The sequence below is a fragment of the Microvirga sp. 2MCAF35 genome (genome assembly GCF_052115545.1).
Classification (GTDB): Bacteria; Pseudomonadota; Alphaproteobacteria; order Rhizobiales; family Beijerinckiaceae; genus Microvirga.
In genome coordinates, this window is the sequence record NZ_JBFRGW010000013.1 from 1 (window position 1) to 12,793 (window position 12,793).

At 56.7% G+C, this 12,793-nt stretch carries 8 protein-coding genes; 7 read left to right on the top strand and 1 reads right to left on the bottom strand.

All coding sequences use genetic code 11. The features are described from left to right. Positions 1 to 1,025 precede the first annotated feature (1,025 nt). Positions 1,026 to 2,291, top strand: a complete 1,266-nt coding sequence (locus AB4097_RS08810) for a tyrosine-type recombinase/integrase (RefSeq protein WP_442038548.1) — start codon at positions 1,026 to 1,028, stop codon at positions 2,289 to 2,291. A gap of 81 nt (positions 2,292 to 2,372) precedes the next feature. On the opposite strand, the gene AB4097_RS08815 is transcribed toward AB4097_RS08810, so the two are convergent. Then, the gene (locus tag AB4097_RS08815; protein WP_442038550.1) at positions 2,373 to 2,543 is read right to left on the bottom strand and encodes a YegP family protein; all 171 of its coding nucleotides are present in this window, start codon (positions 2,541 to 2,543) and stop codon (positions 2,373 to 2,375) included. Between the two features lie 251 nt (positions 2,544 to 2,794). Between AB4097_RS08815 and AB4097_RS08820 the strand changes: the two genes are divergently transcribed. From AB4097_RS08820 to AB4097_RS08845, 6 genes are all read left to right on the top strand, one after another. Continuing rightward, positions 2,795 to 3,691: a WYL domain-containing protein gene (locus tag AB4097_RS08820; RefSeq protein ID WP_442038552.1), complete on the top strand. Its 897-nt coding sequence runs from the start codon at positions 2,795 to 2,797 to the stop codon at positions 3,689 to 3,691. A 39-nt stretch (positions 3,692 to 3,730) separates the two neighbouring features. Beyond that, a complete protein-coding gene (locus AB4097_RS08825; RefSeq protein ID WP_442038554.1) occupies positions 3,731 to 5,284 on the top strand; it encodes a type I restriction-modification system subunit M in 1,554 nt (517 codons plus the stop codon). Beyond that, positions 5,281 to 6,516 (top strand): restriction endonuclease subunit S, encoded by a 1,236-nt coding sequence (locus AB4097_RS08830; protein WP_442038556.1) that lies wholly within the window; start codon positions 5,281 to 5,283, stop codon positions 6,514 to 6,516. The genes AB4097_RS08825 and AB4097_RS08830 overlap by 4 nt, the downstream gene beginning before the upstream one ends. Positions 6,517 to 6,518: 2 nt before the next feature. Then, on the top strand, positions 6,519 to 7,064 hold the full coding sequence (locus AB4097_RS08835; RefSeq protein ID WP_442038558.1) for a hypothetical protein: 546 nt from the start codon (positions 6,519 to 6,521) through the stop codon (positions 7,062 to 7,064). Positions 7,065 to 7,141: 77 nt separating this feature from the next. Then, a complete protein-coding gene (locus AB4097_RS08840; RefSeq protein ID WP_442038560.1) occupies positions 7,142 to 9,241 on the top strand; it encodes a GmrSD restriction endonuclease domain-containing protein in 2,100 nt (699 codons plus the stop codon). Next, complete coding sequence (locus AB4097_RS08845) at positions 9,238 to 12,708, top strand: DEAD/DEAH box helicase family protein (protein ID WP_442038562.1); 3,471 nt, start codon at positions 9,238 to 9,240, stop codon at positions 12,706 to 12,708. Before AB4097_RS08840 ends, AB4097_RS08845 begins: the two co-directional genes overlap by 4 nt. Positions 12,709 to 12,793 lie beyond the last annotated feature (85 nt).

Genomic DNA, 12,793 nt, shown 5'->3' on the forward strand with positions numbered 1-12,793 from the left:
CATCGCTCGGCTACAAGCCACCCGCACCCGAGGTAGTGCTATGGCCGGCTGCGCAACCCAGACCAGCTCCGCAGGCCACACCCACCGTAGCCCCACGACCCATCATGCACTAACATTAACCCCGGACCACCTCGCGGGGGCTGGCCACTCGCGGGCCAAATCTGCAAGAATATTACTTCTGGTGTTCAACTCGCTCTCCCCCAAAGCGATGACATTCCCCTCAACGGAGAAACTAATACAGTGAAGGTTTCACCTAGAAGTTCCAAGGCTGCCCAGGACTTTTCCCCCAAGATTGTATGGAGCACTGCCACGTGGGTTCTGCTTTCGGGGGCCGAACGAGGATTTCAGAGGTAGTTCCGAACCCTCCACGCTCTTGGATTGAGGAGCATTGGCCGCCTGTGATATCTGTCCTATCAAACTACGCATCCGCCCTGCCCAATAGGGCTATGCACCCATTGATGCATGCGGCAGGTAGATTAAGAGCGACAGATGATTAGCCATGTCTTAGCGCCAGCTGCACCTCAGACGATTGCGCTGCAGCATGACAGTTGAGCCTGTAGGATGGAGTTCCTACCACATTATGGCTCAGATCCTTCTCGGAGCCGAAACTGTTTGTTTTTTGAAAGCCGTGAGGGGGCACATCGCACGGAAGCTGAGCGATCGCACGGCCTATGCCGTTATTCCAGTGCATCGTAGAAGGAGATGTCTTGAATAGCTTACTATTCGCTTACTAGGTCGGAAATTCAGTAAGCGTCCCTCGAACCTGCGAGGTCTAAGCCTTTGATTTAAATGGTACAGCCGCCCCGGCTCGAACGGGGGACCCCCAGATCCACAATCGGTTTTTTCCTATTTCCCAGCATTCCCCGCCACTCCCCGCAAACGCTCTAAGCTACTGATAAACAAAAATATTTATTTCCCGACACCCCCTGCCCTCTCGTTGACTTTCCCGTCCGCGTGGTCACCATGTGGTCACCAAACGCCCTTGGTGACCACAATTCCAGACCCGACTTCCGAACGGATTAGTTATGCCTGAGACTACCATTCGCCTGACCAAACGCGCGGTCGATCAAGCCCTGCCGGGATCATCCCGATACATCCTATGGGATAGCGATATTTCCGGCTTCGGGCTCCGGGTCGAGACGTCAGGCAAGAAGACATATTTGGTCCGATACCGCCCCAAGGGGCTGGGCCGCGTAGCCCCTAAACGCTTCATGACTGTAGGCCGTCACGGCCACCTCACCCCTGATCAGGCCCGAGCCCAAGCTCAGATCATCCTCGGAGCCGTTGCAGCAGGGGAAGACCCAGCCGCTAAGGTGGCTGCTGCGAAGGCAGCCATGATTATCAAGGATGCGATGGACCTGTATCTAAAGGAGCACGTCAAGCCGAAGCGGAAAGAGAGGACGGCAGAGGAATACGCCTCGGCTCTCAATCGGCATGTCATCCCTGAGATCGGCAACCGTCCAGCAGAAAAAGTCACACGGGCCGACCTCCTGAAACTCCATACCAAGATGAAGGACAGCCCTATTCAGGCCAACCGGACTCTGTCTGTCGTCAGCAGCCTCTACACCTTCCTCGGCAAGCGAGGGGTTGTCCCCGAAGGCTACAACCCGGTTAGGGGCATCGACAAATACCCAGAACAAGGACGGGAGCGGTACCTAACTTCTGAAGAGCTTGGAAGGCTTGGGACCGCCATCATCGAGGCCGAAACCATTGGCCTTCCATGGCAAGTTGATGAGACTAAGCCGAAAGCGAAGCACCTTGCAGCTCCCGAGAACCGCCGTACCAAGCTGGAACCAGCAGCCATAGCGGCGCTCCGGCTCCTCCTCTTCACAGGTGCCCGCCTGAGAGAAATTCTACATTTACGCTGGCAAGAGGTCGACCTTGAACGAGGCTTAGCATTCCTGCCTGACAGCAAGACAGGCCGGAAGACGCTGGTGCTAAGCAGTGCATCCCTTGAGGTGCTCCGGGGCATTCCCAAGAACAGCATCTACGTCATCGAAGGCGCGAAGAAGGATCAGCCCCGTGCAGACCTCAAAAAGCCTTGGGCTTCTATCCAGCTTCGGGCGGGATTAGAGGGCGTTAGGCTCCATGACCTTCGCCATACATTTGCATCTGTTGGAGCAGGAGCCAGTCTCGGATTGCCAATTGTAGGTAAGTTGCTGGGGCATACCCAGTCACAGACCACGGCCCGATACGCTCATCTTGATGCAGATCCCCTTCGCAGAGCTGCAGATCTTATAGCCGGACAGCTCTCAGCAGCCATGCACAGGGGTGAGGAAGCAGCCGTGTGATTCAAAGGATCCTCACACGCGAGTTAACACGCAGAAGAGTAACGGGTCTCGCAGCCTTTTGGACCGCGAGACCTTTCTCTATCAAGTCCGGTCGTAGACAGGGGCATTCGGCGCTATGCGCTTCACGGCGGCGATGCCGGTTTCTGCCGCCTGCTTGGTCGTATAGACTTCAGAATGGCACAGAGTTTCGCCGTTAGTTCCCTTTAGGCGCCAGAAGTAGCCGCCGCCGTTGGCCCGATAGATCTCAAACATAGTCTTGGCCCTCCTTGGGCCGATTGGTGAATCCGTTGGAGCTCCGGATTCATTGACGTGTGATGGAGGGCCAGCTAGAATCTGTGCGTCAAACAATGACCTAGCGGGGCTCCGCCCCTCCGGAAAGCCAGCTGCGCCAACAGCTGGCTTTTCCTTTATATCCCCACTTTGCAACCAGCCTTTGACTAAGAGGCTCGATGGGTATAGTTTATATATGGATATAAAAAATATACGTGTCAAGAGGCCGCGATATGGGCAATGCTCCCCCTCCCGAGGATTCCACACCCAGCATCAAATGGGGGACCGAGCAACGACTTGAGTTCATTGAGTTTCGTTTGTTCTGGGAAGGCGGGATCAATCGGGCAGATATTATTGATCGCTTTGGGGTCTCCGTGCCTCAGGCCGCCAATGATCTTAAGCTTTATCGAGATCTCGCTGCGGCCAACATTGTCTATGACGCGACGGAAAAGCGTTACGTAGCCTCTCCTGAGTTTTCCCCACGCTTCCTAAAGCCCAATGCGGATCGGTATCTCCTTCAACTGAAAGGAATTGCCGACGGAATTATAGGGCTCCAGGACACCTGGATTGCCCAATCACCGGAAATAGACGTGCTGCCCAATCTCGCACGTCGGGTGGATCCGCAAATTCTGAAAACCTTCCTCAAGGCCGTCTACGCAAATCGCTCCGTTTCCATCCACTACCAATCTATGAGCCCACGCCGTACTGAACCTGTTTGGCGGCAAGTGACTCCTCATGCCTTTGGATTCGACGGCCTGCGTTGGCATGCCCGAGCCTTCTGTCATATTGAAAGCAAATTCAAAGACTTCATCCTTTCACGTTGCCTCGGAATTAGGGAAGAAGGCGCCCCCGGCGCACAGCCATACGAAGATAAGAAGTGGTTCTCGTTCTTCGACGTTGTCCTAGAGCCGAATCCAGCCTTGTCGGAAGGGCAACGAAAGGCTGTGGCGATGGATTTCAATATGCCAAACGGCTATTTGAAAGTGCCGGTCCGTTGCGCTCTGCTCTACTACTTCAACAAGCGCCTTAGGCTTGATGTCGCTGAATTTATTGACCGCCCCCAAGAGACCCCAATCATAGTTGTGAATCAAAAGGAGTTTAAGGAAGCTCTTATTGATGCTTCGGCATAATCCAGAGAATCTGGAAAATAAGAAGTTTGTGGGGCCTTCATGCTCGTGGGTGAGATTAAGAACCAAATCAAAACGATCTGGGATGACTTCTGGGCCGGGGGTCTGTCGAACCCGCTCGCCGTCATGGAGCAGATCACGTATCTGCTCTTCATCAAGCGGCTGGACGAGTTGCACACCCTGGAGGAGCGAAAGGCGGCCACTCTCAAGATTCCCATGGAGCGCCGCATCTTTCCGGAGGGGAAGGACGGACGTGGTGAGGATGGGGGGCGGCCATATGACGACCTGCGCTGGTCCCGGTTCAAGACCTTCGAGCCCCGCGAGATGTTCAAGGTAGTGGACGAGCATGTCTTCCCCTTCATTCGCGATCTTAACGGGCGGGACTCGGCGGTCGGCAAGCACATGAAGGATGCCCGTTTCGGCATCCCCTCCCCCGGCCTTCTCGCTAAGGTGGTCGAGAAGCTGGACGCGGTGAAGATGGACGACCGCGACACTAAGGGCGACATCTACGAATACATGCTCGGCATGATCGCGAGCGCCGGTCAGAACGGCCAGTTCCGCACCCCGCGCCACATCATCAACCTCATGGTGGAGCTGACCGAGCCGAAACCGACGGACACGATCTGCGATCCCGCAGCCGGAACATGCGGCTTCCTGGTCGCGGCGGGCGAATACCTGCGCGGGCATCACCCGGAAATCTTCCGCGATCCAGCCCTGCGCAAGCATTTCCACGAGGACGCCTTCCACGGCTTCGACTTCGACCCGACCATGCTGCGCATCGGCTCGATGAACATGATCCTGCACGGCATCGAGAACCCCGCCATCGTGGCGCGGGATTCGCTGGCTGAGGACAATGCGGGTGAAGCGGGCCGCTACAGCCTCATCCTCGCCAATCCGCCCTTTGCCGGTTCGCTTGATTATGAATCGACGGCGAAGGACCTGCAGCGGATCGTCAAGACGAAGAAGACCGAACTGCTCTTCCTCGCCCTGTTCCTGCGTCTCATGAAGACTGGCGGGCGCGCGGCGGTGATTGTGCCGGACGGCGTTCTCTTCGGCTCGTCCACGGCCCACAAGGCGCTGCGCAAGATGGTGGTAGAGGAGCACAAGCTCGATGCAGTCATCAAGCTGCCCTCCGGCGTCTTCCGCCCCTATGCGGGCGTCTCCACCGCCATCCTGCTCTTCACCAAGACCGGCGTCGGCGGCACGGATCACGTGTGGTTTTACGACGTGGCAGCCGATGGCTGGTCCCTCGACGACAAGCGCCAGCCGCTCCTGTCGGAAGAAAAGCTCGGCCCCTCGCCGGGAACACCACTGACGGAAGACGAGCATGCCAGGAACAACCTGCCCGACGTGGTGATGCGCTGGCAGGAGCGCAACGGCGCGGAGCGCGAACGCCCGCGCACGGCCCAGAGCTTCTGCGTGCCAAAGGCCGCCATCGCCAAGGACGGCGCCTATGATCTCTCTCTCAACCGCTACAAGGAAGTCGAGCACGAGGAGGTAAAGCACGAAGCGCCTACGGACATCATTCGCGAGCTGAGGCAGCTTGAATCTGAGATCGCCGAAGGGCTGGCAAAGCTGGAGGAGATGGTAGGATGAATGTTCCCGTCCATCAATCTCTACAGCTTACCGCAAATGGACAGAATATGGGATCGCCATCCTCGTGGCCGCGCGTCCGCCTCGGCGATGTAGCAGAGCATCGGCTTGGCAAAATGCTTGACAAGGCGAAGAACACTGGCCTTCCACGCCGTTATTTACGCAATCCGAACATCAAGTGGTTTGAGGTTGAACTAACCGACCTACAAGAAATCCGGGTTGAGGAGCACGAGGTTGAAAAATACCGTCTCCGGCGAGGGGATGTATTGATCTGTGAGGGCGGCGAGGCCGGACGCGCCGCCATATGGGACATGGACGACAATGACATAATTTTCCAAAAAGCAATTCATCGAGTACGTGTCGGCGATAAGTTAGACAGTCGCTTTTTAGTCCACCGCCTCATGTACGACTATTTCACGGGTGGTCTGGAAGACTATTATACCGGAGCCACGATCAAGCACTTCACCGGCCAAGACCTAGCCAAGTATGAGCTCCCGTTGCCTCCTATCGTTGAGCAGCGACGGATTGCGGCGCTTCTCGATCAAGCCGATGCGCTACGCCGCAAGCGGAAGGAAACAATGAGGAAGCTACAAGAGCTTCGCTCGTCATTTTTCATGGACTTATTTGGCGATCCCAGCACTAACCCTAAAGGTTGGCCCATAAAAACCATCAGTGATTTGGCTGATTCTACACAGTATGGGACAAGTGCAAAAGCAGGCGAAATCGGAGAATTCCCTATCCTTAGGATGGGGAACATCACGTACTCTGGTGAGATGAATCTCTCAGATCTGAAATATATTACTCTTTCTCCAAAGGAATTTGAGAAATATACAGTTCGCGATGGCGACATACTGTTCAATCGGACAAATAGTCCCGAACTCGTCGGGAAAACCGCAGTCTTCCGCGGGTCAAAGCCTTATGCATTCGCGGGATACTTGGTTCGCCTGCGCACGAACCAAAAGGCTGATCCAGAATATATTTCAGCGTTTCTCAATTCCTCGTATGGTAAGGCAACGCTACAAGGAATGTGTAAAAGCATTATCGGCATGGCAAATATCAATGCCAAAGAGCTTTGCTCTATCAGGATTCCAATCCCGCCCCTCGCTCTGCAACAGCAGTTTGCAAAACGTGTCTCGAAGTTAAGTGCGCTTAGCGTGCACCACCATACACATTTGCAGCAGCTCGATGCCCTCTTCGCCTCTCTCCAACACCGCGCCTTCCGTGGCGAGCTTTGAGCATGTCGGCAGTCACACATGTTGTGACGGTCCCCGGCTCCATGCTGAAGCGCGGGTTCTGGCTCTATGTCTGGCGCGTGGAGACGCCAAAAGGTGAGATGCTTTACGTCGGGCGCACCGGCGACAATTCGAGCCCCCATGCCAGCGCCGCCTATACGCGCATGGGGCAGCATCTGGGCTCCGCCAAAACTCAGAACGCGCTTCGCCAGCATCTGCGCAAGGAGGGCCTTGAGCCCGAGGACTGCACGGCCTTCCATCTCGTGGCCCATGGGCCGATCTATCCGGAGGTTGAGCATGCACCCGGGCTAGATCGCGCTGCGTTGATGGAAAAGCATCTGCCCCTGCGCGATCTCGTCGGCGCCATGGAAAAGGCCCTGGCTGAGGAATTGAAGCAGGCGGGCTACCGCGTTCTCAACACGGTAAAGTGGAAGCACCCGCACGATCCCGTCATCTGGGAAACGGTGCGAGCCGCCTTCGAGGCGCATTTCCCCAAGCTCGTCAAAGGGCTGACACCGAAGGATCTCGACAAACTCCAGGTTGCGAAATAGCCTGTTTTAGAGAATGAACCGCAGCGCACATGCGGGATTGCGCCGGGCCTACACCCGGCACGGTATTGAGGGGCGAAATGAAGGCTACAGAAGCAAAACTGCTCGCATTTCTGAAGAAATCGCCGCAATTCGTCATTCCGATCTATCAGCGCACCTATTCCTGGACCGAGCGGGAATGCCGCCAGCTCTGGGACGACATCGTACGTGCAGGCAGCAACGATGCCGTCCATGTGCATTTCATCGGCTCCATCGTCTATATCGAGGATGGCCTATCGCAGGTGACTCATCAGGCCCCGCTGCTAGTCATCGACGGCCAGCAGCGCCTTACCACATCCACGATCCTGCTCGCGGCCCTTGCAGAGGCGTTAGGTGACAATGAGCCGGTCGATGGCTTCTCGGCTCGCAAGCTGCGAAACTATTACCTGCTCAATCCAGAAGAATCCGGGGAGCGCCATTACAAGCTGCTCCTTTCGCAAAACGACAAGAAGACGCTCACCTCCATCATCAGTCAGGAGGAGCGGCCCGCCGAACATTCGCTGCGGGTGATGCGGAACTACGAACTCTTCAAGAGCCTGATCGCGGAGCAACGCGGGAAGCTGGAGCCGATCTGCAAGGGGCTATCAAAGCTCGTCGTTGTCGATATCGCGCTCAGCCGCGACCAGGACAATCCGCAGCTCATCTTCGAAAGCATGAACTCCACTGGCCGAGAGCTGAGCCAAGCGGACCTCATTCGGAACTTCATTCTGATGGGGCTGGAGCCCAACCTGCAGACGCGCCTGTATGAGCAGTTCTGGCGGCCAATGGAGGCATCCTTCGGTCAAGAGGGCTACAACACGCATTTCGACGGCTTCATGCGCCATTACCTAACCGTCAAGACCGGTGACATTCCGCGAATCGATGATGTGTATGAGGCGTTCAAGGACCACGCCCAGTCCCCTAAAGTCGCTGGTGCTGGTGTCGAGGCGCTTGTGAAGGAAATCCGGGATTTTGCCCGCTATTACTGCGCAATGGCTCTGGGCGCAGAAAAGGACCCGGAGCTCGGCAAAGCTTTCCATGATCTCCGAGAGCTCAAGGTCGATGTCGCCTACCCGTTCCTGCTTGAGCTTTATCAGGACTTCAGCGAGTTCCAGCTGATGAAAGATGAGTTTCTGCAGGCGATCCGACTGGTCGAGGCTTATGTATTCCGCCGCGCCATATGCGCGATTCCGACCAATTCCATGAACAAGACTTTCGCGACCTTCACGAAGGCGCTCAAGAAGGATCGATATCTCGAAAGCATCAAGGCCCACTTCCTGCTGTTACCGTCCTACCGTCGGTTCCCAGGCGATACCGAGTTCAAGGGCGCGATGCAGGTGCGCGATCTCTACAATTTCCGCAGCAGGAGCTACTGGCTCCGCCGCTTCGAAAATTTTGGGCGAAAAGAGCGGGTGCAGGTTCAGGACTACACGATCGAGCATATCATGCCGCAGAACGAGGATCTGTCCGATGCGTGGAAGGGCGACCTTGGAAGCGAATGGGAGCGTATTCACCAGACCTACCTTCACACTCTCGGCAACCTCACGCTGACAGGCTACAATGCTGAATACAGCGACCGTTCATTCAAGCAGAAGCGCGACATGGAGGGCGGGTTCAAGCACAGCCCGCTGAAGGTGAATGCTGGCCTTGGATCCCTGGAGATCTGGAACGAAGAGGCCATCAAGGGTCGTGCGGAGCGGCTCGCCGAGCAGGCTATCGACGTTTGGGCCTCGCCCTCACTACCGAGCGATATCCTAGTCGCATACCAACCGCAGTCGAACAGAACGACCGCCTACGCAATCGACGATCACCCGCATCTCCAGCATTCTCCGATGCGAGAGCTGTTCGAAGCTTTCCGGAAGGAGGTTAAGGCGCTTGATCTCTGCGTCACGGAGGAATTCCTGAAGCTCTATGTGGCTTACAAGGCAGAGACGAACTTCGTCGACGTGATCCCACAGGCCAAGCAACTCATCCTGTCGATCAACATCAGTCCGTCCGATATCAGCGACCCGCGCGGCATGTGCCGCGATGTGAGGAATCTCGGCCGGTGGGGCAATGGTGACGTAGAGGTGAGATACAGCAGATTGGAAGATCTACCCTACATCATCGGCCTTGTTCGAGAAGCCCTTGAGCAGCAGCTTGGCAATGGAGCCGAGCCGTGAGCCAATTCGGCTTATTGTCGCCTGAGTTTGCGGAGGTCTACGAGCATGCAGCGCGGGCAGAGAGCCTGGCCCATGCAGATCCTCGGGCTGCCTGTTTCTATGCCCGCCTCTCCCTCGAGGTACTAGTCAAATGGCTCTACCGCCATGAGGCGAGCTTAAGGGATCCCTTTGAGCATACGCTCTCGGCTCATATTCACGAGGCCAGCTTTAAGAACCTCGTAGGCGAGAAGCTTGTCACTAAGGCGCGGATTATCAAGGATCTCGGCAACAAAGCTGTCCATGACGGCCAAGCCGTGCCGTTCACGAAAGCTGCCACGGCCCTGCGCGAGCTGTTTCATATCTCCTACTGGCTCGTTCACACCTACGCTAAGGGCGCAAAACCGGATCCGGCTATCACCTTCTCGCCCGATGCGCTGCCTAAGACCTCCGCTGTCGAAGCCAGGACGCTCGGCCAGCTTCAGGAGATCGCCCGTCGCTTCGCCGATACCGTGAAAGCCCGCGATGAAGCGGAAGCCAAGCGCCTCGCCAGCGAAGCCGAACGGGTGAAACTTGAGGACGAGATCGCGACTCTCCGCGCTCAGATCGCACAGGTCAAGGCCGAGAACAGCCACCGGGCCGATACGCACGATTACGACGAGGCGGCGACCCGCGACACCTTCATCGATCTTCTTCTGGCAGAGGCGGGGTGGCCGCTCGACAAGCCGCAGGACCGGGAATACCCCGTCACCGGCATGCCGAACGAGAAAGGTGAAGGCTTCGTCGACTACGTGCTGTGGGGCGACGACGGCAAGCCGCTGGGCCTCGTGGAGGCTAAGCGCACTAAGCGCGATCCTCGCGTGGGGCAGCAACAGGCAAAGCTCTACGCCGATTGCCTGGAGCAGCAGTTCGGCCAGCGTCCGGTGATCTTCTACACCAATGGCTACGAGCATTGGATCTGGGACGACAAACGTTATCCTCCGCGGCCTGTCCAGGGCTTTCTCACCAAGGATGAGCTGGAACTCGCCATCCGCCGCCGGGACATCCTAAAGCCCCTTGGCTTGATCGAGATCGACCGCACAATCGTCGAGCGGTATTACCAGACTCGCGCCATCCGGCGTGTGGCGGAAACCTTTGAGAAGGACCACCAGCGCAAGGCCCTCCTCGTCATGGCGACCGGTTCGGGCAAGACGCGCACGGTGATTGCGCTGGCCGATGTACTCATGAAGGCGAACTGGGCGCGGCGCATCCTGTTCCTGGCTGATCGCGTTGCGCTCGTGAACCAGTCGGTGAACGCCTTCAAGACCTTCCTGCCCGCAGCCTCACCTGTGAACCTCGTCACCGATAAGGAGGCGACAGGGCGCGTCTATGTTTCGACCTATCCTACCATGATGGGTTTGATCGATGAGGCGCGGGATGGAAAGCGCCGTTTCGGCCCCGGCCATTTCGATCTAATCGTCATCGACGAGGCTCACCGATCCGTCTATCGCAAGTACGGAGCGATCTTCGATTATTTCGACAGCCTTCTTGTTGGCCTCACTGCAACACCGAAGGATGAGATCGACCGCGACACCTACCGCCTGTTCAATCTGCAGCGCGGCGTCCCGACGGATGCCTACACATTAGACGAGGCCGTCAAGGATTGCTTCCTTGTGCCGCCGAAGGCCATTTCGGTACCGCTCAAGTTCCAGCGCGAGGGAATTTCCTATGACGATCTCTCCGACGAGGAGAAGGAGGCTTGGGACGCGATCGAATGGGATGAGGAGGGCACGGTTCCTGATCGTGTCGAGGCCACAGCCGTCAACAAGTGGCTGTTCAACAAGGATACGGTCGACAAGGTGCTTGAGCACCTCATGACTCACGGCCTCAAGGTGGCCAATGGCGACCGCATCGGCAAGACTATCATCTTTGCCAAGAACCACGATCATGCGCAGTTCATCGCATCCAGGTTCGACGAGAACTATCCACACTTGAAAGGGACCTTTGCGCGGGTCATCGACTTCAAGACCGAATACGCTCAGTCCCTGATCGATGATTTCAGCCAGCAGGATAAGGTTCCTCACATCGCCATTTCCGTAGACATGCTCGATACCGGCATCGACGTGCCGGAGGTGGTAAATCTCGTCTTCTTCAAGATCGTGCGCTCGAAGACGAAGTTCTGGCAGATGATCGGGCGCGGCACTCGCCTGTGTCCCGACCTGTTCGGCCCAGGGCAGCACAAGGAATTCTTCGCCGTCTTCGATTTCTGCCAGAACTTCGAGTTCTTCAATCAGAACCCAGATCTGGCCGAAGGGTCTCTCGGCGACTCCTTGTCGAAGCGATTGTTTGCGTCGCGTGTCGAACTCATCGGGGAACTCGACCGGTTGCTGGGCAGGGACGCTTCCCCTGCCCCATCTGGCGACTACAGCCAGCCCCCGACGCCCATCAGCTCTGTAGGTGAGCCAGGATCCAAAGCTGATCTTGAGGCACAGTGCGGGATGCTTCGGAGCGAGCTGGCAAAGCGTCTGCGGGACGAGGTCAATGGCATGAGCCTCGACAACTTCCTTGTGCGCCCCAAGCGCCGCTTGGTTGAAAAGTATGCTACCGACGATGCCTGGGCCAAGCTCGGCTTAGACGAGCAAACAGAGATCATCGACAATGTCGCCGGGCTGCCATCGAGCCTCGTGGATGATGATCTTCCAGCGAAGCAATTTGACCTGCTCATCTTCAAGACACAGCTGGCCTGCCTGCGGCAGGAGAAAGCTTTTGATGGGCTTCGCAAGAAGGTCTCGCAGATCGCGAGCCTGCTCCAGGACCTTGCGAACGTGCCTATGGTGGCCAAGGAACTTGAGCTGATCATCGACCTTCAGTCAGATGAGTTCTGGCAAGACATCACTGTCCCAATGCTGGAAACGGTGCGCCGCCGCCTGCGTGAATTGGTCAAACTGATCGAACTAAGGCAACGGCCTATCGTCTACACGGATTTTGAGGATGAGATCGGACCGGGTGCCGCTATTGAACTGAAAGGCATCAGCGTCGGCACAGACATGGATCGCTTCCGCCTCAAGGCACGACATTTCATCCGTGCTCATGAGAACCACATTGCTATCCTGAAGTTGCGCAAGAACGAGCCGTTGACGGCAACTGACTTGTCAGAGCTGGAACGCATGTTTTTGGACGCTGGTGTCGCAGCCTCCAATGAGATCGAGCAGGTCCAGGCTGATGGTGGTCTTGGTCTCTTCGTGCGCTCCCTTGTCGGGTTGGAGCGGGATGCCGCCAAGCGGGCGTTCGATGCCTTCCTGTCGGGCAGGAATCTCTCTGCTAATCAGATTGAATTTCTCAACATGGTCATTGACCATTTGACTGAGCGCGGCGCTTTGAACCCGCGCCTCCTCTATGAAAGCCCGTTCACAGATTTGGATCCCCTCGGCATCGAAGGCGTTTTCGCTCAAGCAGAAGTCGTAGAACTGATCTCGATATTAGAGGAAGTGCGTCGTAGAACTGCAGCCTAGGGGCAGCATAGTCGTACTTCGCGGGCTTGAGAACACCACTCAGGCATACGTGCAACATCAAGGTATACCCTGAGGTGACGTCACT

Coding starts and splice junctions, on each gene's coding strand:
- AB4097_RS08810 (WP_442038548.1), top strand. CDS start 1,026: ATGCCTGAGACTACCATTCGCCTGACCAAACGCGCGGTCGATCAAGCC.
- AB4097_RS08815 (WP_442038550.1), bottom strand. CDS start 2,543: ATGTTTGAGATCTATCGGGCCAACGGCGGCGGCTACTTCTGGCGCCTA.
- AB4097_RS08820 (WP_442038552.1), top strand. CDS start 2,795: ATGGGCAATGCTCCCCCTCCCGAGGATTCCACACCCAGCATCAAATGG.
- AB4097_RS08825 (WP_442038554.1), top strand. CDS start 3,731: ATGCTCGTGGGTGAGATTAAGAACCAAATCAAAACGATCTGGGATGAC.
- AB4097_RS08830 (WP_442038556.1), top strand. CDS start 5,281: ATGAATGTTCCCGTCCATCAATCTCTACAGCTTACCGCAAATGGACAG.
- AB4097_RS08835 (WP_442038558.1), top strand. CDS start 6,519: ATGTCGGCAGTCACACATGTTGTGACGGTCCCCGGCTCCATGCTGAAG.
- AB4097_RS08840 (WP_442038560.1), top strand. CDS start 7,142: ATGAAGGCTACAGAAGCAAAACTGCTCGCATTTCTGAAGAAATCGCCG.